Below are 22,885 nucleotides of genomic sequence, written 5' to 3'. Positions count from 1 at the left end.
CTTTGCACCGCCTAGGCAACGCACTGGCGCGCCGGTGTGCAGTGCTGCATTTTCCTGCCGCGAGCGATCAGCGAGTAGAAATGAGGCAATGCTCGCGGAGGATGTTGCGAGCGCGGCGGAACTGGCGAAGCATCTTGGTCAGGCCGTGGGATGCGCGCTTTGCAAGAACGGTTCTAAATTGCGCCGGCCGCGTTTCGATTGTCAGGAGAATCGGCATCGTCCATATCGGCGCCGCCACAAGGGGAGCACAGGATGGACGAGCTGAATGGCAAGCTGATCGCGTGCCAGATTCTGATCACGGGATTGATTGCGCGCGTTGCCAACGAGCAGCGCGATCCCTTGCGCTTCCTCACGGACTTCCGCGACGAGATCAAGGCCGTGGTCAATGGCGTCAACATCGCCGGCATGGACAGCACCGATCGTGTGCGCGCCGTCGCGCAGAAGACCGTCGACGAATTGTTCTCGCTGATGAAGCCGCCGAGCAGCGATTGATGCTGTGAGCGCCACCGCTGATTTCGCGGTATTTTTCGCGCGCGCTTTAGAATGAGTCCAATCTAACTTTAGAACCGTTTCAAACTTCAGTTTAGAATCGTTTTGATCTGGACTTATTCAAGGGTTCTCGCGGCTTGCGCGCATTGACCCACTATTTTGCCGCCGATACCAACAGCCCAATCGCTCGTCGAAGTGAGTGAGCGAACATGAAGATGGGGCGTGTTGTAATGGGGCAGGTGGTCGCACCGAAATCGTTGCGTTCGGTGGCAGCATTCGATCCGGTGGATGAAAAGTCTTCGGGCATTTCCGGCAAGAAGGTCTCGGCCGTCGCGAGCTTGATCGCGGTGGCGTCGGTCTCGAGCGGCGCGGAGGCGCAGCAGTCGAACCTGCCGCCGGTGACGGTCGATGCTCCGGTGCAGCGTCCGCGTCCGACGGCGTCGAAGCCGACACCTGATCAGATCCGCGCGCGCAACGCGCTTCGCCGCGCCGCGCAGCGGCAGCAGGCGTCCCAGCAGGCTGCTCCCGCGGCACCGGCCGGTGAAGTGGACCGCAATCCCTATTCCGATCCGGCCGCGCCCTACAAGGTCGACCACGTCCAGGCTTCGGGCAAATTTCCCGAGAAGATGCTGAACACGCCCAAGTCCATCACGGTGCTCAGCAAGGAAGTGCTCGAGGACAAGAACGCCACGACGCTGAAGGAGATCGGGCGCTCGACCGCCGGCGTGACGCTCGGCTCGGGTGAAGGCGGCAACGCGTTCGGCGACCGCTTCTTCATCCGCGGCTTCGACGCGCGCAACGACGTCTTCATCGACGGCATCCGCGATCCCGCGGTCTCCATCCGCGAGAACTTCTTCACCGAGCAGATCGAGATTCTGCGCGGTCCGGCATCCTCCTATGCCGGCCGCGGCACCGCCGGCGGCGCCATCAACATCGTCACCAAGCAGGCCGGCGACCGCAACTTCCAGCGCATGGATACCGAGTTCGGCACCGACCGGACCAAGCGCGTCACGCTCGACGTCAACCAGGTGGTCGACCCGACCTTCTCGGTGCGCACCGGCGGCCTGTTCCAGGACGCAAACGTCGCCGGGCGCAACTACGTGACCGACAATCGCTGGGGCACCTTCATCTCGACGAAGTACACCCCGACCAACGACATCAAGATCACGACGAACTACGTCCACACCGACCTCAGCGGCCTGCCGGATTTCGGCGTGCCTTATTACAAGCAGGGCAACGTGCCGGTGACGTCGGCCGGCATTCCGCGTGGTAACTGGTACGGCTTCCTCAACCGCGACTTCCAGACCGCGCGGCAGGATTTCGGCACCGGCACGATCGAGTACAAGGTCAACGAGGCCATCACCCTGACCAGCAAGGTGCGCGGCGAGCACTCGGTGCTGAACTACATCGGCACGCTGCCGCAGAATCCGGTGACGGTCAGCGGCAATCCGCTGCTCTGGACCACGACGGCGAGCGCGCAGAGCCGCTATCAGGCCGTCGACGTGTGGGCCAACCAGAACGAGGCCACGTTCAAGCTCGACACCGGCGGGGTCAAGCACACCGCGGTGTTCGGCGTCGAATATAGCAACGAGGATATCTCGATCGACCGCTACGCAGGTCTCTCGTCGGAGCTGGCCGGCTCGCCCTTCACGAGCACCGGTGCCATCTCGGGCGTCAATCTCTATTCTCCTCAATACACTTATCTCTCGGGCTTCGGCACGCCCTCGCTGGTTGGAAACCCGACGCGCTATGGCGTCAACACCAGCAGCGTCTACGTCATGGACACCGCGAACTGGCAGGACACCATCATCGTCAATGGCGGCGTTCGCTACGACGGCTACAGCCAGAGCGCGTCCACCAACTCGGCCTACCTCAAGCAAAACAACGATCTGGTCAATTACAACGTCGGACTCGTCTACAAGCCGATGTCGATCGGCAGCATCTATGCAGCCTATGCGACCTCGGCCAATCCGTTTGGATCGGAGCTTGACGCGACCGGCACCGACTACGGCGGCGTTCCCGCCAACTCGACCATCCTGCTCGGGCCCGAGCGCAACAAGGCGATCGAGCTCGGCACCAAATGGGAGCTTGCCGATCGCCACCTGCTGGTGACCGGTGCGCTGTTCCAGACCACCAAGGACAACGCACGCGAGACCGTCAATGGCCTGCTGACCTCCGGCGCTGCCTACAGGATCCAGGGTATCGACATCGAGGCGGAGGGCAAGATCACCGACCGCTGGAGCATCTTTGGCGGTCTGGTGCTGATGCAGTCGAAGGTCACGCAGAGCGGCGTTGCCTCGAATCTCGGATTGCAGCTTGCCAACATTGCCCACCAGTCGTTCAGCATGCTGACCAAGTACAAGTTCGACGACGGCTGGGAGCTCGGCGGCCAGGCGGTCTATCGCTCCAAGGTCTATGGCGGCACCTTCGCGGCCAATACCAACGAGCTGCCGAGCTATTGGCGTTTCGATGCGTTCGTCGAAAAGAAGATCGACCAGAACTGGACCATGAAGTTCTACGCGCAGAACCTGACCAACAAGCTCTATTACGACTCGTTCTATCGCAGCAACGTACCGTTCGTGGCGGTCGCACCGGGTCGGGCCTTCTACCTCGTGACGACGGCGAAGTTCTGATCATGTTGACGTGCCTGCCTGGCATCCTGAGCAAAGATGATGTGGCGGATTTCCGCCGCATCATGGACGCCAGCGCGTGGGAAGACGGCCGCTCGACCGCGGGGGCGCAGTCGGCCATGGTCAAGCGCAACGAGCAATTGCCGCCGGACAGCGAGGTCGCGCGCAAGCTCGGCAACCGCATCATCTCGGCGCTGACGTCGAACCCGCGCTTCATCGCGGCGGCGATCCCGCTCCAGATCTTCCCGCCGCTGTTCAACCGCTATGCGGCCGACAGCGGCCACCATTTCGGCCTGCATGTCGACAATGCGATCCGCGGCGACCGTCTGACCGGCCTTCGCATCCGCACAGACCTGTCGGTGACGCTGTTCCTCGCCGAACCGGAGGAATACGACGGTGGCGAACTTGTGATCGAGGACACCTACGGTTCGCACGAAGTCAAGTTGCCAGCCGGCGACTGCGTGCTCTATCCCTCGACCAGCCTCCACCTCGTCACGCCGGTGACGAGGGGAACGCGGGTTGCGTCTTTCTTCTGGCTTCAGAGCATGATACGGGACGATCAAGCCCGGAGCATGATCTTTGACCTCGACACCGCGATACAGGCGCTGGTGGAACGGCTCGGGCGTGACGATCCCGAAACGGTCAAATTGACGGGTATCTATCACAACCTCATTCGCTACTGGGCCGAAGTATGAAGACCACAACCTTCCAAGCCAGCCTTGCCGCAGCCGTCCTTCTGGCGGCCGCCTGGCTCGCATCGCCTGTTTCCGCCCAGACACAAACCCAGCCGGCCGCGCCGGCGCCGGCCCAGTCGAAGGCTCAGCCGGCTGCGCCCGCTCCGGCGGCAGCGCCATCGGCGCCTGCGGCTGCGCCCGTGACCGCCCCCGTGGCGGCGGCGCCTGCAGCTCCCTCGGCTGCCGCGGCTCCCATGGCCGCCGCACCGGCGGCTGCGAAGTCCGAGGCTGTATCCACTGCGCCGGCCATGAAGGAATTGTCGCCCTGGGTGATGTTCATGTCGGCGGACGTCATCGTGAAGGCGGTGATGATCGGGCTCGCCTTTGCATCGCTGATGACCTGGACGGTCCTGATCGCGAAGTCGATCGAGCTGTCGGTCGCCTCGGCCAAGCTGCGTTCGGCGCTGAAGAAGGTCGCGGAGGCACGCTCGCTCGCCGAAGCGCAGATGGCGCTCGGCGCCAAGGAGGGCATCCTGCCGTCGTTCCTGGCGGCGGCGCTGCGTGAGGCGCGGATGTCGGCCGGCCTGTCCAGCGATGCCGGCATCAAGGAGCGTGCAGCCTCCAGCTTCCAGGAGATCGTGCGCGCGGAGGCGCGGCGCATCCGCATCGGCATGGGCGTGCTCGCCACCATCGGCTCCACGTCGCCCTTCGTCGGCCTGTTCGGGACGGTCTGGGGCATCATGAACAGCTTCATCGGCATCTCGAAGTCGCAGACCACGAACCTCGCCGTGGTCGCCCCCGGCATCGCCGAGGCGCTGCTCGCCACCGCGATCGGCCTCGTCGCCGCCATTCCCGCCGTCATCATCTACAATCACTTCTCGCGCGTGACGAAGAGTTATCTCGAGCTGGTCAGCCGTGCCTCGGGCGCGGCGGCCCGGCTGCTCTCGCGCGATCTCGACCGCAGCCACGGCAGCGTGCATTCGCGCGCAGCGGAGTGAACCATGGCCGTCTCGCTCGCAGACAATGATGACGACGACGATTTCTCGGAAACGCATGAAATCAACGTCACGCCTTTCATCGACGTCATTCTGGTGCTGCTGATCATCTTCATGGTCGCAGCGCCGCTCTCAACGGTCGATCTGCCGATCGACCTGCCGACCTCGAGCGCTGTGCCGCAGAAGAAGCCGGACAAGCCGACCTATCTCAGCATCAGACGCGATCTGACGATCGCCATAGGCGAGGAGACCGTCCACCGCGCCGAGCTGACCATGACCCTCGACTCGATGTCCGACATGAGCAAGGACAAGTACCTCTTCCTGCGCGCCGATCGCTCGGTGCCTTATGGCGAGCTGATGGGGGTCATGGAGCTGTTGCGCTCCGGCGGCTACACACGGGTGAAGCTGGTTGCACTCGAGGGGCCTCCCACGGCGGCGGGAACGCCTGCCGCGGGCCCTGCGCAGCCTTAGAGGTCAGTCATGTCTGACGCCGAGCTCGAACCCAGATCGTTCCGAAGGCTCTGGATTTTGCCTGTCGCCCTTTGGACGCTGGCTGCCGTCGCGGCGGTCGCCCTCCATGTGGGTGGCGCTGCGCTCGCGCTCGCAAATCTGAAGGCCGACGACGGTGACGAAGGGCTGGGCGCCGCGGGCGCGGAGTTCGCGGTCGAGATGACGTCGCCGCCGGTTCAGGAGTCGGACAGGGCACCCGGGCCCCAGGATTCCGAAGAGCAGGAAGAGCGGCCGGAGATGCCCGAGCAGAAGGCCGAGGTCAAGGAGACGGATCTTCCCCAGGACCGGCCGCAACAGGTCGAGGAGGCCGATCGGCTCGTCACCGAGAACAAGCCGAAGAAGGAGCAGGACGACGATCCCAAGATCGCCGCCGTCGAAACGCCGGCCATGGAAGCCGCGCAGAAGTCGATTGCGATGGAGCGGCAGACCTTCGAGGACGCAACCCGCGAGGCCGAGAAGGCAATGGCGCCGGTGATGGGTATCGGCAAGGACATCCTGAAGGTGACCGCTGACTGGAACCGCAAGATCAGCGCGCATCTTTCGGCGCACAAGGTCAATCCGGAAGGCAAGGACCCCAATAACGAAACGGCCAAGGTGAGCTTTGCGCTCAACCGGATGGGCAACGTGCTGTCGGTCGATATCGTGACGTCATCAGGCGACAAGGCCTATGATGCCGCCGCGATCGCCATGGTCCGCAAGTCCGACCCGTTCCCGCAGCCGCCGGCCGCGCTGACCGAGGATCGGATCGAACGCACCGTCGACATCGTGTTCAAGCCGGCGGACGAGAAGAAAAAGAAGAAGTCGGCTCAGCGCCAGTAAAACCGGATCCCGACATAGACCACCACCAGGCAGGCGAAGATCAGCGCCACCGGCAACGGCCGTTTCTGGGTTCCAGCGGCCGTGCCAGCCCCGAAAAAGCTGGTCGTCTTCGGCTTCGGTGCGGGCCGCCGGAAAGCGGTAACATTGTCCGCTGCCGGCTCGGCCTGGCGGGGGCGGACATCGGGCGGAGTTCCCCCGCCACCCATCTCGGCATAATAGGCCTTGTAGATCGCGGTGATGGTGGCCTCGGTGGCTTCGCCCTCGCTCATCTGCGCCAGCAGGTTCTTGTAGCTGCTGAGGAACTCCTGGGCCTCCGGAGGCAGCGCGGATGCCCCGTTGAGCTTGGCCATCATCTTCCAGGTGGCGAAATCGGCGCGGGCACGGGTATCCGCGCGTCGCGCGATCAGCATATCGGCAGCTTTGACCAAGTCGGCCTCTGGCCCTTCGGCGTGTGTTCGGAGTGGTCTGTTCAACTACGCATTGCCGGTCAGGAAGAGAACAGCCTGAATCACATAACCGGTCAACGTTCGCAGTATTGCTGAAATAACATCAAGATTTAGACCGAACTGCGAGCCCGCGAGCGGCAGCAGGATCAAGAGGCCGATCAGGATCAGCATACCGAACGGCTCGAGTCGGGCCAGCGGCAGAGCCAGGGGACGGGGCAGCAGCCCGACCGCGACGCGCCCGCCGTCGAGCGGCGGGATCGGCATCATGTTGAAGACGGCCAGGATAGCGTTGATGACCAGCGCATTCTTGAGATTGTCGAAGATCCACTGGGCCGACGCCGCCGGTGCCAAGGGCAGGGCGTGAAGGGCGAGGGCTGCTGCGAGCGCCAGCAGGATATTGGTCGCGGGCCCGGCCAGCGCCACCCAGACCATGTCGAGCCTGGGGTTGTTGAGCTTGCGGAAATTCACCGGCACCGGCTTGGCATAGCCGAACAGGAACGGCGAATGCGCAAACAACAGCATCGCCGGCAGGATCAGGGTGCCGAACGGGTCGATGTGCTTGATCGGATTGAAGCTGACGCGCCCGAGCTGCCAGGCCGTGTTGTCGCCGAGACGGTGCGCGACGAAGGCGTGCGCGGCCTCATGGAAGGTGATGGCCAGCACCAGCGGCAGCACCCACACCGATACGTCATAGAGGGAAATGTTCACGACTCGTCTATCCCGGTTTGCTCGCGGCCTTGCAGCCGTCCAGCCAAACCGGCCGTGCAGCAACGCTTCAGGGCAGGATATGGGACGCCGGTTGCGAAATCCCAAGCTGTAAATGATCGGCCAGCAGGGCCGCCGGACGCGGCAGCTTGCGTGCGCGGTGGAGGCGGATGTCCGCTCCCGGCAGCGGCGGCAGGCCGTCCGATAGGATATGCAGGCGGGGCGGCAGGGTGCCGGCTTTCACGACCGTAATCGCAAGGCCCTGCGCCGCGATGGCTTCCACTGCGGTAAGCGTGCGGCTGACAAAGGCAAGGCGCCAGGGCAGGCCGGCGGCTTCGAGCGCGTCCGCGGCCCATTGCCGGAACAGGCAGCCGGGCGGGTAGAGCGCAACGGCCAGCGTGTCGTGCGGCCGGACCGAATATGACGTCGCGGCGGCCCAGACCGCCTGCTCGCGCCGCAACAGCTCGCCATCGCCGTGTCCTTCCGGATGCATGGCGATCACGAGGTCATAGGCCTCGCCGAGCCGTGCCGGCATCGTTGCCGTCAGTCCGGTCTCGACCTCGACCCGGATCTCCGGATGGACTTTGGCAAAGCGCGCCAGCAATGGCGGAACGACGATCGTGCCGTAATCGTCCATCACGCCGAGGCGAACGACGGCCTCGTGCTTGCGCGCGCGGAGCGCATCGACCGCCTCGGCATTGAGGTCGAGCAGCCGCCGCGCATAGACGAGGAGCTCCTGACCGGCCGCGGTCAGCGCGGCGCCGGCCCTGGTGCGCTGAAACAGTTTTGCGCCGAGCCGCTCCTCCAGGCGCCTGATCTGCACGCTGACTGCCGATTGGGTCCGGTTGAGCGTCGCGGCTGCGCGCGTGAACGAGCGATGCTCGGCAACAGCGAGAAAGACCTTCAGCAGATCGGGATCGAGCAGAGGCGCGGTCATGACGAAAGCTTATCCTGGCATGACGAAAATTCCATTCCCTGTTTCGGCGCGCCTCCTATGCTGCTTTCAAAGCATTACCGGGAGGAAGCGTGGGCGAGATTTTTGGCGTTCTGGCCGCGGTGCTGTCGAGCGCGCTGGGCGGGACTTCGATCGGCGCGACGCGCTATCTCGTGGGCGACATCGATCCGCTGGCGATCGGCTCGTTCCGGTTCGGCATCGGTTTTCTGCTGCTGTTGCCTCTCACGCTGCTGCGCGGTGATCGCTGGCCGGAGCGAGGCGACTGGGCCGCCGCCGTCGCACTCGGCATTCTTTTCTTTGCGTTGTTCCCGATCCTGTTCAACGCGTCGCTGATCTTCACGACCGCCGCGCGCGGCGCGCTCGCTCTGTCGACGCTTCCTCTGTTGTCGCTCGTGATCGGAGCCGCGCTCGGCGCCGAAGTTCTGACCTGGCGCAAATCGATCGGTGTCGTGATCGCGACGTCTGGCGTTGCGGTCGCGCTGCTCTCCGACCTCGCCTCGGCGCCGTCGGGCGCCTGGCGCGGCGATCTCCTGATGATGGCGGCCGCGCTGTGCATGGCGCTGTACGGCATCTGGTCAAAACCGTTGATCCGGCGCTCCGGCCCGATCGCGTTCACGACCATGAGCATGGCGGCGGGCGCGGTCTGCCTGGTCCTGCTCTCGTATGTCCGCGGCAGCTTTGCGCCGGTCGCAGGCTTCGGCACGCCGCAATGGCTGGCGGCTGCCTATCTCGGTGCCTTCGGCGCGGCGCTGACTTTCTATCTCTGGGCCTTTGCGCTGGAGCGCACGACACCCACGCGGGTCGCAATCTCGGTGACCGTCAATCCGATCACCGCGTCGCTGGTTGGCGCCTGGCTTTTGAACGAGCCGCTGCGCTGGAATCTGGCCGCCGGCATCGTCGCGGTATTCGCCGGGATCTGGATCGCAACGACGACGGGACGGCGCGTCGCAGCGGCTGGCGCTTCAGGTTAATCGCGACCTCAGGTCGGGATGGTCGTCTGATATTGCGTCAGGCCGTCGTCGAGCTTCAGCCACGCCAGCTTTTCCGAGACCCAGATGTGCTCGGTCGGCGCAAAGGCGTTGCGGTCGTCGAAGGTGGCGAGCGCCACACCGGCCAGCGTGCCGTTGCGGCGCCAGGCGAACAGCCGCGTGCCGCAGCGCTTGCAGAACACGCGGTCGATGTTCTCGGACGACGCATAGCGTGCGGTCTCGCCCTCGACGGTGAGCGCGCGCTGGTCGAATTGCGCGCGGGCAAAATAGGGCGATCCCATTGCCTTCTGGCAGATGCGGCAATGGCAGATGCGGACGTTGAGCGGCTCGCCCTCCGCCTTGAACCGAACCGCGCCGCAGAGGCATCCACCTTCCCGGATCATGGCTCAGGCCACCCGCCATTCGCCGACCTGGCGCGCCATGTTCCAGTTGAGATTGTCGAGATCGCCATCCATGTCGGAATTCCCGCGTCTGGTGTTGGTGAAGGCGGCCCAGCAGAAGCCGCCATGGGTGCGCACGGCAATCGTGCTGGTGCCCGGCAGGCTGCCATTGTGCCACCAATTGCCTAATTTGTTGACGCAAAAACCCTTGGCGTAGTCCGGGCTGTAGCCGGGCGCAGTGGTCATCAGCTCGATCGTGCGCGGCCGCAGGATGTTCGCCGGCCTCGTGTAGCCGTCGACATGCATCAGGAATTGTACGAGATCCGCCGGCGTCGCGATCCAGCCGCCATGGGAATCCATCCGCCGGACATTCATGCTGTAGGGATTTTCACCCTGGCCGTAATAGACGACTTCGCCAGCCTGGCGCTGGTCGCGGGTGTTGCCGGCGATCGTCATGTCGGTGATGCCGCAGCGTGCGAGCACGTCGGTGCGGACATGCTCGGCATAGGGCCGGCCGGTGAGCTTCTCGATCACGCGGCCGAGCACGCAATAGCCGAAATTGGAATAGGCGTAGCGCTGGCCCGGCGGCCGGTCCAGCGGCCGGTTGGCGAGCGTCCAGGCGATCAGCTCGGCATGATCCATCCGCGGATGGGTGAACATGGGGTCGCGGTTGTCGTTGCTCCAGCCGCCGGCGGTGTGGGTCAAGAGATGCTCGAGCGTGATCTGGTCGATGCCGGCAGAGTAGGGCGGCTGTCCATAATCGGTGCCGAGCAGCGCGCTAGGTCCGAACACGCGATCCGTCAGCTTCAGGCGGTTCTCCTCGATCAGGCGGAAGATCGTGACCGAGGTGATCATCTTGCTGACGCTGGCAATCCGGAACAGATGCCGCGGCGTCACGCCCTCGTTCCGCTCGACATCGGCAACACCGAAGGCGTCCTCATGGACAACAGTGCCGGCATAGCCGACCGCAACGGACAGTGCCGGCACGCCGTACTTGTCCATGAAGCTGTGCGCGAGCCGTGCCATGGCGCCGCGCTCGGCCGGCGAGGGCGGGCGGACGCTCGGCGGGTTGGGCGCGAGTTGCGCTGATGTCGCCGATGACAGCAAGGGCAGCGCGCCTGCGCCCGCTGCAAGCTTCACGAAATCCCGACGACCGAATTGCATGATCCGCCCCCCTCGGGCGGCCATGCCTCAGTAGGTCGCCCGTCCTCCGGAAATATCAAACACCGCGCCGGTGGAGAAGGCACAATCTTCGGATGCGAGCCAGCTCACCATCGCGGCGAGCTCTTCCACCAGCACGAAGCGCGCCTTCGGGATTTTTGACAGCATGAAGTCGATATGCTGCTGCGTCATCTGGTCGAAGATCGCGGTCTTCGCGGCCGCCGGCGTCACCGCGTTGACGAGAATGTCGTGTGCGGCGAGCTCTTTGCCGAGCGACTTGGTCAGCGCGATCAGGCCGGCCTTCGACGCCGAATAATGCGATGCGTTGGGATTGCCTTCCTTGCCGGCGATCGAGGCGATGTTCACGATCCGGCCGTATTTTTGCTTGAGCATCTCGGGCACGATCGCCTTGCAGACGATGAAGGGGCCGTCGAGGTTGATGCGCAGAACCTTGCGCCATTCCTCGAGATCGGTCTCCCAGACCGGCTTGTTGACGCCGGCGATGCCGGCATTGTTGACGAGGATGTCGATCTTGCCGAAGGCCTTGAGCGTCGCATCGCGGGCCTGCTCGACGGCCGCTGTATCGGTGACGTCGACCTTGAAAACTTTTGTCTCGCCGCCGATCTCCTTTGCGGCCTTCTCGGCCAGCGCGGCGTCGAAATCCCAGATCGCGACCTTGGCGCCGGAGGCAACGAAGCGCTCGGTGATGGCGCGGCCAAAGCCCTGCGCGCCGCCGGTGACGACAGCGACGCGGCCGTTGAGGTCGATCTTGTTCATCGAGAAACCCTCCCTATCCCTCATGGTGAGGAGCGCGCACTTGGCGCGCGTCTCGAACCATCGAGCCCGTGGCCCATCCCTCGAGACGGCGCAGTCGCGCCTCCTCGGGATGGGGAGCTGATCAGAGCATGTAGCCGCCGTCGACGACGAGGTCGACGCCGGTGGTGAAGGCGCTCTCGTCGCTGCCGAGATAGATTGCCATGTTGGCGATCTCCTCGGCGGTGCCGAGCCGGCCCATCTTCTGGCGGGAGATGAACATCTCCTTGCCCTGCGGCCCTTGCGCGGCGGCGCGGTCGAGCATCGAGGGGGTCTCGACGGTGCCGGGGCAGATCGAGTTGCAGCGGATGCCCTTGGTGATGAAGTCGAGCGCGACCGCGCGCGACAGCAGCGACACTGCCGCCTTCGACGAGCTGTAAACGTAGCGGTTGGCCGGCGGCCGCAGCGCGGCGCAGGACGAGATGTTCACGATGCTGCCGCCGCCGCCCGCGATCATGTCGGGCAGGAAGGCCCTGATGGTCCGGTGCATCGATTTGACGTTGAGGTCGAACGAGAAGTCGAAATCCTCTTCCGAGCATTCGAGGATGGTGCCGTGGTGCACGAAGCCGGCCGCGTTGAGCAGGATGTCGATCTTGCCGATCCGCTTGGCGAAGGCGTTGACGTCGGCGGTGTTGCGAACGTCGAGCTTTGCGACCTCGGCGATGCCTTCCTTGGTCAGGCCAGCGATGCCGGCCTCGTTGATGTCGGTGGCGATGACGGTTGCGCCTTCACGCGCGAATGCGATAGCGCAAGCGCGCCCGATGCCCGCTGCCGCAGCCGTGACGACGGCGCGCTTACCCTTGAGGCGGTCTGCCATTTTCTTGTTCTCCTCGATTTTCCTCATTGCCGTGACGCCGTAGCCCGGATGGAGCGCCAGCGTAATCCGGGATCCTGCGTTCGCGGATGGTGAACCCGGATTTCGCTACGCTCCATCCGGGCTACACGTACCTAACTCAGTGATTATCCCGCGCCACACCAAAGGTGCCGGCGACGTTCTGGTAGCGCGTGGCGAGCTCCATGCAGGCGCCGGTCGATTGCTGGCCGACGGTGTTGCGGTAGATCTCCTGCCACGGCGTCTGGTTCGGCGGATGCTTGAAGCCGCCATTGGCCTTGAGCTCGGCGTGGCGCTTCTTCAGCTCCTCGTCCGAGATCAGGATGTTGGCGCTGCCCTTGTTGAGGTCGATGCGCACCTTGTCGCCGGTCTTGAGGACCGCAAGCCCGCCATTGGCGGCGGCCTCCGGCGAAGCATTGAGGATCGAGGGCGAGCCCGACGTGCCGGACTGACGGCCGTCGCCGATGCAGGGCAGGGACAGGATGCCGCGTTTGATCAGCGCCGCCGGCGGCTGCATGTTCACGACCTCGGCGCCGCCGGGATAGCCGATCGGCCCGGTGCCGCGGATGAACAGCACGCAGTGCTCGTCGATGCCGAGCGAGGCGTCGTCGATCCGCTCGTGATAGTCCTCCGGGCCCTCGAACACGATGGCGCGGCCTTCGAAGGCGTTGAGGTCCTTCGGGTTGCTCAAGTAGCGGTCGCGGAATTCCTTGGAGATCACCGAGGTCTTCATGATCGCGGAATCGAACAGATTGCCCTTCAGCACCAGGAAGCCGGCATCTTTCACCAGCGGCTTGTCGTAGGCCCAGATCACGTCGTCGTCGGGCTTGGGCGCATCCTTGCAGTTCTCGCCGATGCCGCGGCCGTTGACGGTGAGGGCGTCCTCGTGGATGCGCTTGTGCTTCATCAATTCGCGCACCACGGCCGGCACGCCGCCGGCGCGGTGGAATTCCTCGCCGAGATAGAAGCCGGCCGGCTGCATGTTGACCAGCAGCGGCACGTCGTGGCCGACCTTCTGCCAGTCGTCGATCGACAGCTCGACGCCGATGTGGCGGGCCAGCGCGTTGATGTGGATCGGCGCATTGGTCGAGCCGCCGATCGCCGAGTTGATCACGATGCAGTTCTCGAACGCCTTGCGGGTCAGGATGTCCGAGGGCTTGAGGTCTTCCCAGACCATCTCGACGATGCGCTTGCCCGTCTCGTAGGCGATCTGGCCGCGCTCGCGATAGGGGGCGGGGATCGCCGCGCAGCCCGGCAGCGAGAAGCCGAGCGCTTCGGCAAGGCCATTCATGGTCGAGGCCGTGCCCATGGTGTTGCAATGGCCGACCGAGGGCGCCGAGGAGGCCACGATCTCCATGAACTCCTCATAGTCGATCTCGCCGGCCGCGAGCCGCTCGCGCGACTTCCAGACGATGGTGCCGGAGCCGGTGCGCTCGCCGTCGTGCCAGCCGTTCAGCATCGGGCCGCCCGACAGCACGATCGCGGGCAGGTTGACGGTCGCCGCAGCCATCATGCAGGCGGGCGTCGTCTTGTCGCAGCCGGTGGTCAGCACCACGCCGTCGAGCGGATAGCCGTAGAGGATCTCGACCAGGCCGAGATAGGCGAGGTTGCGGTCGAGCGCCGCGGTCGGGCGCTTGCCGGTCTCCTGAATGGGGTGAGTCGGGAATTCCATCGCAATGCCGCCGGCCTCGCGGATGCCTTCGCGGACGCGGTGGGCGAGCTCGATGTGGTGGCGGTTGCAGGGGGAGAGGTCATTGCCGGTCTGGGCGATGCCGATGATCGGCTTGCCGGACTGCAGCTCGGCGCGGGTGAGGCCGTAGTTCAAATAGCGCTCCATATAGAGCGCGGTCATGCCCGGATTATGCGGGTTGTTGAACCAGTCCTGCGAGCGAAGGTGGCGGCGGGCGCCGTTACCGGGCGCGTGCCCATTGGTTGGCTTTTTTGTCATTGTTGTTTTCTCCTGCAATGCAAACGCACTGGCGTCAGTCACCGGCGCAAATCTTGGGTTGTCGGCTTGTGCGATGCCCAACGGCGTGAGCAATGGTCTGCCTGCCCGTTGGCGGGTCGTTTCCTCACAAGTTCGATACTAGTCATGGCTGTTTGGTAACGCTACCATTTTGTTCGGTGCAGCGCCGCCCGATAGGGCCGGTCTATTGTCCGGGTGCCGTGACGACGAGCTTTGCCGCTCTATCACCCTGAAGCCGAGGTCGAGCACCGGCTGCGCCGGGCGCCGTCCCTCGATCGCCTCGATCAGCATGGTGGCGGCCGTCTTGCCCATCTCGTAGCGGTTGGTGCGCACGCTGGTGAGGGTGGGGACGGCGGAGGCCATGAATTCGAGGTCATTGAAGCCGACGATCGCGATCTGCTCGGGGACGCCGATCTCGCGGCGGCGGCATTCGAACAGCACGCCGAGCGCAAGGTCGTCATTGGCGCAGAACACCGCGTCGAGGTCGGGCTCGCGCGCCAGGAGGTCGGTGAACAGGGCGCCGCCGAGCGTCACCGAGGTCGGCGTCGCGGTCGTGACGACGAGGCGCTGCTCGAACAGGCCGGCGTCCTTCATGGCGGAGACATATCCGTCCAGCCGCCGCTGCACCCTGGGATCCATGCGTGCGCCGACGAAGCCGACCTTGCGGTGACCTTGCGCGAACAGGTGAGCAATCGCCGCGCGTGCTGCATCATAGTGGGAAAAGCCGATCATCATGTCGACCGGATTGGGGCCGACCTCCATGATCTGCACGATCGGGCAGTCGGCCGCCTCCAGCATCGCGCGCGATTCCTCGGTCTGGTCGATGCCGGTGACGATCAGCCCGGCCGGCTTCTGCGCCAGAAACAGGCGCAGCAGCTTCTCCTCCTGGAGAATACTGTAGCGTGTGTTGGACAACTGGATCGAGTAACGGCTGCCTTCGGAGGCGTCGTAGATGCCGCGCAGCACGTCGGAAAACACGTTGTTGGTGAGTGACGGAATCAAGACACCGATCACCTCGGTGCGCTGCGAGGCGAGGGCGCGTGCCGCAAGGTTGGGCACGTAGCCGAGCTCCTTGGCCGCGCTTTCGACCCGCGTCCGCTTGGCCACCGACAGCGCCTCGGGATTGCGGAAGAAACGGGACGCTGTAATCGGGCTCACGCCGGCAAGCTCGGCGACTTCCGCCAGCCGGATTTTGCCTGACTTGGTGCGTTTTCGACCCATTTGCTGCTCTTAGCATAGCCACTGTCGCAAACAAAGGATCGTTGACAGCGCTACCAGCAACGACTAACCAAAGACAAATTGCCAAAGCCGTACAAACTGCCGACAATGTCGCCTGCTATAGCGTGGGCTTCGTTCGGCGAAGTTCGGAAAAACAAGACGGTGGCGGCGCCAGAGCTGCGCTGCCTGAGTCGGAGGAGGGAGCTAGATGTCGTCTGTGCAAATCCGCGACGTGCGGAAATCGTTCGGCAATTTTGAAGTCCTGCACGGCGTCACGATTCCGATCGAGGACGGCCAGTTCGTCGTCCTGGTTGGCCCCTCCGGCTGCGGCAAGTCGACGCTTCTGCGCATGCTCGCCGGCCTCGAGAACATCACCTCCGGCACGATCTCGATCGGCGACCGCGTCGTCAACAATGTCCAGCCCAAGGAGCGGGACATTGCGATGGTGTTCCAGAACTACGCGCTCTATCCGCACATGACGGTCGCGGACAACATGGGCTTCTCACTGAAGCTGCGGAATGCCGGCTCCGACGAGATCAACAAGCGCGTCAAGCGCGCCGCCGAGATCCTCGCGCTGTCACCGCTGCTCGACCGCTATCCGCGCCAGCTCTCCGGCGGTCAGCGCCAGCGCGTCGCCATGGGCCGCGCCATCGTGCGCGATCCCCAGGTCTTCCTGTTCGACGAGCCGCTGTCGAACCTCGACGCCAAGCTGCGCGTCGCCATGCGCACCGAGATCAAGGAGCTGCACCAGCGGCTGAAGACCACCACCGTCTACGTCACCCACGACCAGATCGAGGCCATGACCATGGCCGACAAGATCGTCGTCATGCATGACGGCATCGTCGAGCAGATGGGCACGCCGCTCGAGCTCTACGACAAGCCGGAGAACCAGTTCGTCGCCGGCTTCATCGGCTCGCCCGCCATGAACTTCCTCAAGGGTCATGTGCGCGTCAACGGCGTTGCGACCTTCGAGGGACCGAACGGCGTCAAGCTGCCACTCAAGACTGCGCCGGCGGCTTCCGACGGCCGTCCCGCCGTCTACGGCGTGCGGCCCGAGCATTTCACCATCGCCGATGACGGTGCCGAGGCCGAGATCATCGTGGTCGAGCCGACCGGCTCGGAGACGCAGGTGTTCGCCAAGCTCGGCGGCGAGCAGGTGGTCGCGGTCTTCCGCGAGCGTCACCAGTTCAATCCGGGTGACAAGGTGCGGCTGAAGCCCGATCCGTCGCTGGTCCATCTGTTCGACGATGCGACGGGCAAGCGCATGAATGCTTAGCGCACAAGACGACAAGTCATAAGACAACAAAAAGCATTACAGGGAGGACGACATGCAAGACTTTACCCGCCGGTCTCTGCTTCAGGGCGGAACGGCTCTGGCTGCCACCGGCATGCTGACCGGGCCGGCACTGTTCGATTTCGCCAGGGCCTGGGCGCAGAGCGCGCCCTGGAAGGCGGAGCCGGGCGCCAAGCTGACCGTGATGCGGTGGAAGCGCTTCGTGCCGGCGGAAGACGATGCGTTCAACGCGATGGTGGCGGCGTTCAAGGCCGCGACCGGCACCGAGATGAACGTGTTCAGCGAGTCCTTCGAGGACGTGCAGCCGAAGGCCTCGGTTGCGGCCAACACCGGCTCGGGGCTCGATCTCGCCTGGGGCCTGCACACGCTGCCGCAGCTGTTCCCCACCAAAGTCCTGAAGATGAATGACGTTGCCGATTATCTCGGCAAGAAATACGGCGGCTGGACCGATGCGGCCGCCAAGACCTGCAAGCTCGGCGACGACTGGCTCGGCATTCCCGTTGCGACCAACGGCGGCTACATGACGTACCGCAAGTCGGCGCTCGACAAGGCCGGCTTCAAGGAATTCCCGAAGGACTTCCCCGGCTTCCTCGAGATGTGCAAGGCGCTCAAGGCGAACAACACGCCGGCCGGCTTCGCGCTCGGGCATGCCTCGGGCGACGGCAATTCGTGGCTGCACTGGGTGCTATGGGGCCACGGCGCCTATACGGTCGACCAGAACGACAAGATCATCATCAATTCGCCGGAGACGGCGAAGGCGCTGGAATATTGCAAGGCGCTGTATGAGAGCTTCATCCCGGGCACGGCGTCCTGGAACGACTCTTCCAACAACAAGGCGTACCTCGCCGGCGAGCTCTATTGCACGGCGAACGGCATCTCGATCTATGTGGCCGCCAAGACCGACGCGACCAAGAAGGAGCTCACCGAGGACACCTATCACGCGCTCTGGCCGGTCGGGCCGGTCGGCAAGCCGACCGAGCTGCAGCTCGCGCTGCCGATCCTCGCCTTCAACTTCACCAAATATCCGAACGCATCGAAGGCCTTCGTCGCCTTCATGCTGGAGAAGGAGAACTACGAGAAGTGGCTGGACGGCGCGCAGGGCTATCTGACGCAGACCCTGAACGCCTACGAGTCGGCGCCGATTTGGACCGCCGATCCCAAGAACGCCGTGTTCTCGCAGGCCTCCAAGCGCACGCTGCCGGCGGCCGGCATCGGCACGGTCGGTGAGAAGGCGGCGACCGCGATCGCCGATTTCATCGTCGTCGACATGTTCGCCAACTACTGCACCGGCGCCAAGGATGCGAAGGGTGCGATGGCGGAAGCCGAGCGCCAGCTGAAGCGAATCTATCGCTGACGGTCACGGGGCGGGCGGCCATCCGGCCGCCCGCTCGTCAACATTTCGATCAGGGATATCGGGCATGGCTGATGTCGCAATTCCCCGGGCCAAGCCTCAGATGAGCGAGGACAACGCCTGGACCCAGCTCAAACACAATCGCAACTGGCTCGGCTTCTGGTTCATGGTGCCGGCCATGGCGTTCCTGATCTTCTTCCTGGCCTATCCGCTGGGGCTCGGGATCTGGCTGTCCTTCACGGACACCCGCATCGGCAGGGTGGGGCACTTCGTCGCGACCGAGAACTATGAGTGGCTGTGGGACGATTCCATCTTCTGGCTGTCGGTGTTCAACACGCTGCTCTACACCTTCGTCGCCAGCGCCCTCAAATTCGCGATCGGGCTTTATCTCGCGCTGCTGCTGAACGAGAACATGCCGTTCAAGGCGATGTTGCGTGCGATGGTCCTGATCCCCTTCATCGTGCCGACGGTGCTCTCGGCGCTGGCGTTCTGGTGGATCTTCGACTCGCAATTCTCGATCATCTCCTGGTCGCTGAAGCACCTCGGCTTGATCAACCAGAACATCAACTTCCTTGGTGACACGACCTGGGCGCGTATTTGCGTGATCTTCGCCAATATCTGGCGCGGCGTGCCGTTCGTGGCGATCACGCTGCTTGCGGGCCTGCAGACCGTCTCGCCGTCGCTCTATGAGGCTGCAACCCTCGACGGCGCCACGCGCTGGCAGAATTTCCGATACATCACCTATCCGCTGCTGACGCCGATCATCGCTGTCGTCATGACCTTCTCGGTGCTGTTCACCTTCACCGACTTCCAGCTGATCTGGGCCATGACCCGCGGCGGCCCCGTCAACGCCACCCATCTGATGGCGACCCTGTCGTACCAGCGCGCGATCATCGCCGGGCAGCTGGGCGAGGGAGCCGCGATCTCCAGCGCCATGATTCCGTTCCTGCTGGCTGCGATCATGGTCTCTTGGTTCGGCCTGCAGCGTCGCAAGTGGCAGCAGGGAGAGAGCAATGACTGACCTGCCCACCCGATCCATCGATCTCAAGAACGTGCTGTCGGGCTCGTCGCCTACGGCCGATCACAGCGAGGGCATGAGCTACCTGCAGTCAGTACCACGCCGGATCGTGACACTGTATCTGCCGCTTGCGATCATCGTCATCGTCCTGCTGTTCCCGTTCTACTGGATGGCGCTGACGTCGGTGAAACCCGACGAGCAACTGCTCGATCTCGACAGGTACAATCCGTTCTGGACCTGGAATCCGACGTTCAAGCACTTCCACAAGTTGCTGTTCGAGAGCTACTACCCGCACTGGCTCTGGAACACGATGTACGTTGCCGTCTGTGCGACGGTGCTTTCGATCATCGCATCTGTACTCGCGGCCTACGCCATTGTGCGCTTGCGCTACAAGGGCGCCAATCTCGTCGGCGGGCTGATCTTCCTCGCCTATCTGGTGCCGCCGTCGATCCTGTTCATTCCGCTCGCCACGGTCGTGTTCCAGTACGGCCTGTTCGATTCGCCGCTGGCACTGATCCTGACCTATCCGACCATCCTGATCCCGTTCTCGACCTGGCTGTTGATGGGCTATTTCAAGACCATCCCGTTCGAGCTCGAGGAATGCGCCCTGATCGACGGGGCGAGCCGCTGGCAGATCCTGATCAAGATCGTGCTGCCGCTGGCGATCCCCGGCCTGATCTCGGCCTTCATCTTCTGCTTCACCCTGTGCTGGAACGAGTTCATCTACGCCCTGACATTCCTGCAGTCGACCAGCAACAAGACGGTGCCGGTTGCGATCGTCAACGAGTTCGTTGACGGCGACATCTACCGCTGGGGCTCGCTGATGGCGGGGGCGCTGGCCGGCTCGCTGCCGCTCGTCATCCTTTACGCCTTCTTCGTGGAGCATTATGTGTCGGCGATGACCGGCGCCGTGAAGGAATGATCGCGGGGCTTGCCTGAGGGCGCGTCAGGAGCGGCGCGTTCCGGCCAATAAGAAGGAGTTGAGCTCTTGCACATTCTGGTTCTCGGCGCCGCCGGCATGGTCGGCCGTAAATTCTGTGAACGGCTGCTGCGCGACGGCCGGCTCGGCAAGAGCGAGATCACGAAGCTCACCATGCACGACGTGGTCGAGCCGAAGAAGCCCGAGAAAGCCGGTTTTGCCGTCGAGACGGTGTCGGGCGATTTCGCAGTCCCGGGCGCGGCCGAGAAGCTGATCGCCGGCCGCCCCGACGCGATCTTCCATCTCGCCGCGATCGTCTCGGGCGAGGCCGAGCTCGATTTCGACAAGGGTTACCGCATCAATCTCGACGGCACGCGGATGCTGCTCGACGCGATCAGGCTTGCCGGCGGCGGCTACAAGCCGCGCGTGGTGTTCACGTCCTCGATCGCGGTGTTCGGCGCGCCGTTCCCCGATGCAATCGGCGACGAGTTCTTCCACACCCCGCTGCTCAGCTACGGCACCCAGAAGGCGATCGGCGAACTGCTCCTTGCCGACTACTCACGCCGCGGCTTCCTCGACGGCATCGGCATCCGCCTGCCGACCATCTGCATCCGGCCCGGCCTGCCCAACAAGGCGGCATCGGGCTTCTTCTCCAACATCCTGCGTGAGCCGCTGGCCGGCAAGGAAGCGGTGCTCCCGGTCTCCGAGGACGTCCGCCACTGGCACGCCACGCCGCGCTCCGCGGTCGGCTTCCTGCTCCACGCCGGCACCATGGACCTCGCCACCGTCGGTCCGCGCCGCAACCTGACCATGCCCGGCCTGTCGGCCACCGTCGGCGAGCAGATCGCCGCGTTGAAGCGTGTTGCCGGCGAAAAGGTCGCCGCCCGCATCAAGCGCGAGCCCGATCCCTTCATCGTCGGCATCGTCGGCGGCTGGCCGCGCAATTTCGATGCGAAGCGGTCGCGCGAGCTCGGCTTCACCACCGCCGAGAAGAATTTCGACGATATCATCCGCATTCACATCGAAGACGAGCTCGGCGGCAACTTCGTCGCCTGACCTAACCGATGAACAGCGTGGATATGACGATGGCGAGCGTTGCTTGCATCGGCGAATGCATGGTCGAGCTCCGGCAGGCCCAAGGTGGCGCGTCTGCCGGGCAGGGACAGGGCGGTGGCCTGTACTCACGCGGCTTCGGCGGCGACACCCTCAACACGGCCGTGTATCTCGCGCGGCTCGAGGTCAAGGTCGACTATCTCACCGCGCTCGGCGACGATGCCTTGAGCGATGAGATGATCGCGGCCTGGAATGCGGAGAGCGTCGGCACGCGGCGCGTCGTGCGGCTGCCGGGCAAGCTGCCCGGCCTCTACATGATCCAGACGGATGCCAAGGGCGAGCGCCAGTTCTTCCACTGGCGCGACAGCGCGGCGGCGCGGCAGCTGATGAGCCTGCCGGAGACCGACGAGCTGCTCAACTCGCTGATGAGCTACGACATCGTCTATCTCTCCGCGATCACGCTCTCGATCTACGATGCGGCCGGGCGCGATCGCCTGTTTGCGGCGATCAAGCGCGCGCGCCTGCTCGGCACCCGCTTCGTGTTCGACACCAATTTCCGCACCCGCGGCTGGCCCGATCGCGATGTCGCGCGCGAGGTGTTTGCCGCGGCCTTCGCGGCCGCCGACATCGTGCTGACCTCGACCGAGGACCTGCTCGCGCTCTACCCCGGCGAAAGCCACGAGCAGCTGATGGCGCGCATTCCGACGCCCGAGCTGGTGTTCCGGCTGGCCGAGCCGGTGAGCCTCTTGCGCTTCCCCGGCGGGACCCACGAGGTCCGCGCCGAGCCCATGACCAAGCCCGTGGTCGACACCACCGCCGCCGGCGACAGCTTCGCCGCGGCCTATATCGCGGCCCGGCTTACCGGCGCCGAGCCGGTCGAGGCCGCCCAGGCCGGCCATCGCCTCGCCAGCCTTGTGATCTGCTATCCCGGCGCCATCATTCCGGGCTATGCCATGCCGCCGAAGAAGCGGCACCGGCCGGCGGCCTCTCGCCAAGCGACCAAATGAATCGAGACCCATGACCACGTCTGCCCAACAGAACCACCTCGTCGCGCTGTTCAAGGCTGCGACCGTCATTCCCGTCCTGACCATCGAGCGTATCCAGGATGCCGTGCCGCTGGCGCGCGCGCTGGTCGCCGGCGGCGTCCGTACGCTGGAGGTGACCCTGCGCACCCCCGTTGCGATCGAGGCGGCGAGGGCGATGATGGCCGAGGTCCCGGAGGCGGTCGTCGGTATCGGCACGATCCTCAATCCGGCCGACTTCACCCGTGTCGAGAAGCTCGGCGTCGCGTTCGGCATCAGCCCGGGCCTGACCCCGGATCTCCTGAAGGCCGCAGCTCACAGCTCCCTGCCGTTCGCGCCGGGCATCGCCACGGCCTCCGAGCTGATGCTGGCGCTGTCCCACGGCTTCGACGTCGCAAAATTCTTCCCGGCCGAGCAGGCCGGCGGCATCAAGGGCCTGCGCGCGCTCGGCGGCCCGTTCCCGAACGTGCGGTTCTGCCCCACCGGCGGGGTCGGCGAGGCCAATGCGGCGACCTGGCTCGCCGAGCCCAACGTGGTCGCGGTCGGCGGTTCCTGGCTGTGCCCGACGGCGGAGATCAGGGCCGGGAACTGGGCCGGCATAACTGCCATCTGCCAGCGCACCCTCCAGGCCCTTAAACCTGCGTGA

23 protein-coding genes are annotated in these 22,885 nt (G+C 64.6%); 14 read left to right on the top strand and 9 right to left on the bottom strand.

The genetic code is table 11. The features are described from left to right. Window positions 1-252 precede the first annotated feature (252 nt). The 6 genes from QA649_RS27835 to QA649_RS27810 all read left to right on the top strand — a co-directional run bounded on the left by QA649_RS27835 (window position 253) and on the right by QA649_RS27810 (window position 6,117). Window positions 253-492 (top strand): hypothetical protein, encoded by a 240-nt coding sequence (locus tag QA649_RS27835; RefSeq protein ID WP_027571757.1) that lies wholly within the window; start codon window positions 253-255, stop codon window positions 490-492. Between the two features lie 227 nt (window positions 493-719). Then, entirely contained in the window at window positions 720-3,122 is a 2,403-nt protein-coding gene (locus tag QA649_RS27830; RefSeq protein ID WP_283026113.1) for a TonB-dependent receptor, read from the top strand. A 2-nt stretch (window positions 3,123-3,124) separates the two neighbouring features. Beyond that, the gene (locus tag QA649_RS27825; RefSeq protein WP_283019994.1) at window positions 3,125-3,814 is read left to right on the top strand and encodes a Fe2+-dependent dioxygenase; all 690 of its coding nucleotides are present in this window, start codon (window positions 3,125-3,127) and stop codon (window positions 3,812-3,814) included. Next, window positions 3,811-4,791 (top strand): tonB-system energizer ExbB, encoded by a 981-nt coding sequence (gene exbB, locus QA649_RS27820; RefSeq protein ID WP_283019993.1) that lies wholly within the window; start codon window positions 3,811-3,813, stop codon window positions 4,789-4,791. The genes QA649_RS27825 and exbB overlap by 4 nt, the downstream gene beginning before the upstream one ends. Before the next feature lie 3 nt (window positions 4,792-4,794). Then, window positions 4,795-5,259, top strand: coding sequence for a TonB system transport protein ExbD (gene exbD / locus QA649_RS27815; protein ID WP_283019992.1), 465 nt, complete (start codon window positions 4,795-4,797; stop codon window positions 5,257-5,259). 9 nt (window positions 5,260-5,268) lie between these two features. Beyond that, window positions 5,269-6,117, top strand: a complete 849-nt coding sequence (locus QA649_RS27810) for a TonB family protein (protein ID WP_283019991.1) — start codon at window positions 5,269-5,271, stop codon at window positions 6,115-6,117. Here the strand turns inward: QA649_RS27810 and QA649_RS27805 are convergent. From QA649_RS27805 to QA649_RS27795, 3 genes are all read right to left on the bottom strand, one after another. Next, entirely contained in the window at window positions 6,105-6,527 is a 423-nt protein-coding gene (locus QA649_RS27805) for a hypothetical protein (protein WP_283026112.1), read from the bottom strand. The two genes, QA649_RS27810 and QA649_RS27805, sit on opposite strands and share 13 nt — an antisense overlap. A 63-nt stretch (window positions 6,528-6,590) precedes the next feature. Then, a complete protein-coding gene (locus QA649_RS27800) occupies window positions 6,591-7,271 on the bottom strand; it encodes a site-2 protease family protein (protein ID WP_283019990.1) in 681 nt (226 codons plus the stop codon). A 67-nt stretch (window positions 7,272-7,338) separates the two neighbouring features. Then, window positions 7,339-8,205 (bottom strand): LysR family transcriptional regulator, encoded by an 867-nt coding sequence (locus QA649_RS27795; protein WP_283019989.1) that lies wholly within the window; start codon window positions 8,203-8,205, stop codon window positions 7,339-7,341. A gap of 89 nt (window positions 8,206-8,294) precedes the next feature. Here QA649_RS27795 and QA649_RS27790 point away from each other — a divergent pair, with 89 nt between their 5' ends. Continuing rightward, complete coding sequence (locus QA649_RS27790) at window positions 8,295-9,194, top strand: DMT family transporter (RefSeq protein WP_283019988.1); 900 nt, start codon at window positions 8,295-8,297, stop codon at window positions 9,192-9,194. A gap of 8 nt (window positions 9,195-9,202) precedes the next feature. Here the strand turns inward: QA649_RS27790 and QA649_RS27785 are convergent, their stop codons facing one another. From QA649_RS27785 to QA649_RS27760, 6 genes are all read right to left on the bottom strand, one after another. Next, window positions 9,203-9,595, bottom strand: coding sequence for a GFA family protein (locus QA649_RS27785; protein ID WP_283019987.1), 393 nt, complete (start codon window positions 9,593-9,595; stop codon window positions 9,203-9,205). A gap of 3 nt (window positions 9,596-9,598) precedes the next feature. Then, on the bottom strand, window positions 9,599-10,756 hold the full coding sequence (locus tag QA649_RS27780) for a serine hydrolase domain-containing protein (protein ID WP_283019986.1): 1,158 nt from the start codon (window positions 10,754-10,756) through the stop codon (window positions 9,599-9,601). A gap of 27 nt (window positions 10,757-10,783) precedes the next feature. After that, window positions 10,784-11,530: an SDR family NAD(P)-dependent oxidoreductase gene (locus tag QA649_RS27775; protein WP_283019985.1), complete on the bottom strand. Its 747-nt coding sequence runs from the start codon at window positions 11,528-11,530 to the stop codon at window positions 10,784-10,786. A gap of 121 nt (window positions 11,531-11,651) precedes the next feature. Next, window positions 11,652-12,383 (bottom strand): SDR family oxidoreductase, encoded by a 732-nt coding sequence (locus QA649_RS27770; protein WP_283019984.1) that lies wholly within the window; start codon window positions 12,381-12,383, stop codon window positions 11,652-11,654. Window positions 12,384-12,519: 136 nt separating this feature from the next. Further along, window positions 12,520-14,346 (bottom strand): IlvD/Edd family dehydratase, encoded by a 1,827-nt coding sequence (locus QA649_RS27765; protein WP_283019983.1) that lies wholly within the window; start codon window positions 14,344-14,346, stop codon window positions 12,520-12,522. 138 nt (window positions 14,347-14,484) lie between these two features. After that, a complete protein-coding gene (locus tag QA649_RS27760) occupies window positions 14,485-15,585 on the bottom strand; it encodes a LacI family DNA-binding transcriptional regulator (protein WP_283019982.1) in 1,101 nt (366 codons plus the stop codon). A 205-nt stretch (window positions 15,586-15,790) separates the two neighbouring features. Between QA649_RS27760 and ugpC the strand changes: the two genes are divergently transcribed. The 7 genes from ugpC (at window position 15,791) to eda (ending at window position 22,885) form a co-directional block, all read left to right on the top strand. Beyond that, a complete protein-coding gene (gene ugpC / locus QA649_RS27755) occupies window positions 15,791-16,858 on the top strand; it encodes a sn-glycerol-3-phosphate ABC transporter ATP-binding protein UgpC (protein WP_018645714.1) in 1,068 nt (355 codons plus the stop codon). Window positions 16,859-16,910: 52 nt separating this feature from the next. Further along, the gene (locus tag QA649_RS27750; protein WP_283019981.1) at window positions 16,911-18,230 is read left to right on the top strand and encodes an ABC transporter substrate-binding protein; all 1,320 of its coding nucleotides are present in this window, start codon (window positions 16,911-16,913) and stop codon (window positions 18,228-18,230) included. 64 nt (window positions 18,231-18,294) lie between these two features. Beyond that, complete coding sequence (locus QA649_RS27745; protein ID WP_283019980.1) at window positions 18,295-19,248, top strand: sugar ABC transporter permease; 954 nt, start codon at window positions 18,295-18,297, stop codon at window positions 19,246-19,248. After that, window positions 19,241-20,167: a carbohydrate ABC transporter permease gene (locus QA649_RS27740; RefSeq protein ID WP_283019979.1), complete on the top strand. Its 927-nt coding sequence runs from the start codon at window positions 19,241-19,243 to the stop codon at window positions 20,165-20,167. The genes QA649_RS27745 and QA649_RS27740 overlap by 8 nt, the downstream gene beginning before the upstream one ends. A 66-nt stretch (window positions 20,168-20,233) precedes the next feature. Next, a complete protein-coding gene (gene denD / locus QA649_RS27735) occupies window positions 20,234-21,220 on the top strand; it encodes a D-erythronate dehydrogenase (RefSeq protein ID WP_283019978.1) in 987 nt (328 codons plus the stop codon). A 29-nt stretch (window positions 21,221-21,249) separates the two neighbouring features. Further along, window positions 21,250-22,224 (top strand): sugar kinase, encoded by a 975-nt coding sequence (locus QA649_RS27730; protein WP_283019977.1) that lies wholly within the window; start codon window positions 21,250-21,252, stop codon window positions 22,222-22,224. A 10-nt stretch (window positions 22,225-22,234) separates the two neighbouring features. Continuing rightward, window positions 22,235-22,885: a bifunctional 4-hydroxy-2-oxoglutarate aldolase/2-dehydro-3-deoxy-phosphogluconate aldolase gene (gene eda / locus QA649_RS27725; RefSeq protein WP_130362361.1), complete on the top strand. Its 651-nt coding sequence runs from the start codon at window positions 22,235-22,237 to the stop codon at window positions 22,883-22,885.

It is taken from the genome of Bradyrhizobium sp. CB1717 (genome assembly GCF_029714325.1).
GTDB lineage: Bacteria > Pseudomonadota > Alphaproteobacteria > Rhizobiales > Xanthobacteraceae > Bradyrhizobium.
This window is presented reverse-complemented; position numbering and strand designations above follow the sequence as displayed.

What these genes read in the sequence shown, in the direction of transcription:
- QA649_RS27835 (WP_027571757.1), top strand. Translation starts at nt 253, where the DNA reads ATGGACGAGCTGAATGGCAAGCTGATCGCGTGCCAGATTCTGATCACG.
- QA649_RS27830 (WP_283026113.1), top strand. Translation starts at nt 720, where the DNA reads ATGGGGCAGGTGGTCGCACCGAAATCGTTGCGTTCGGTGGCAGCATTC.
- QA649_RS27825 (WP_283019994.1), top strand. Translation starts at nt 3,125, where the DNA reads ATGTTGACGTGCCTGCCTGGCATCCTGAGCAAAGATGATGTGGCGGAT.
- exbB (WP_283019993.1), top strand. Translation starts at nt 3,811, where the DNA reads ATGAAGACCACAACCTTCCAAGCCAGCCTTGCCGCAGCCGTCCTTCTG.
- exbD (WP_283019992.1), top strand. Translation starts at nt 4,795, where the DNA reads ATGGCCGTCTCGCTCGCAGACAATGATGACGACGACGATTTCTCGGAA.
- QA649_RS27810 (WP_283019991.1), top strand. Translation starts at nt 5,269, where the DNA reads ATGTCTGACGCCGAGCTCGAACCCAGATCGTTCCGAAGGCTCTGGATT.
- QA649_RS27805 (WP_283026112.1), bottom strand. Translation starts at nt 6,527, where the DNA reads ATGCTGATCGCGCGACGCGCGGATACCCGTGCCCGCGCCGATTTCGCC.
- QA649_RS27795 (WP_283019989.1), bottom strand. Translation starts at nt 8,205, where the DNA reads ATGACCGCGCCTCTGCTCGATCCCGATCTGCTGAAGGTCTTTCTCGCT.
- QA649_RS27785 (WP_283019987.1), bottom strand. Translation starts at nt 9,595, where the DNA reads ATGATCCGGGAAGGTGGATGCCTCTGCGGCGCGGTTCGGTTCAAGGCG.
- QA649_RS27780 (WP_283019986.1), bottom strand. Translation starts at nt 10,756, where the DNA reads ATGCAATTCGGTCGTCGGGATTTCGTGAAGCTTGCAGCGGGCGCAGGC.
- QA649_RS27775 (WP_283019985.1), bottom strand. Translation starts at nt 11,530, where the DNA reads ATGAACAAGATCGACCTCAACGGCCGCGTCGCTGTCGTCACCGGCGGC.
- QA649_RS27770 (WP_283019984.1), bottom strand. Translation starts at nt 12,383, where the DNA reads ATGGCAGACCGCCTCAAGGGTAAGCGCGCCGTCGTCACGGCTGCGGCA.
- QA649_RS27765 (WP_283019983.1), bottom strand. Translation starts at nt 14,346, where the DNA reads ATGACAAAAAAGCCAACCAATGGGCACGCGCCCGGTAACGGCGCCCGC.
- QA649_RS27760 (WP_283019982.1), bottom strand. Translation starts at nt 15,585, where the DNA reads ATGGGTCGAAAACGCACCAAGTCAGGCAAAATCCGGCTGGCGGAAGTC.
- ugpC (WP_018645714.1), top strand. Translation starts at nt 15,791, where the DNA reads ATGTCGTCTGTGCAAATCCGCGACGTGCGGAAATCGTTCGGCAATTTT.
- QA649_RS27750 (WP_283019981.1), top strand. Translation starts at nt 16,911, where the DNA reads ATGCAAGACTTTACCCGCCGGTCTCTGCTTCAGGGCGGAACGGCTCTG.
- QA649_RS27745 (WP_283019980.1), top strand. Translation starts at nt 18,295, where the DNA reads ATGGCTGATGTCGCAATTCCCCGGGCCAAGCCTCAGATGAGCGAGGAC.
- QA649_RS27740 (WP_283019979.1), top strand. Translation starts at nt 19,241, where the DNA reads ATGACTGACCTGCCCACCCGATCCATCGATCTCAAGAACGTGCTGTCG.
- QA649_RS27730 (WP_283019977.1), top strand. Translation starts at nt 21,250, where the DNA reads ATGGCGAGCGTTGCTTGCATCGGCGAATGCATGGTCGAGCTCCGGCAG.
- eda (WP_130362361.1), top strand. Translation starts at nt 22,235, where the DNA reads ATGACCACGTCTGCCCAACAGAACCACCTCGTCGCGCTGTTCAAGGCT.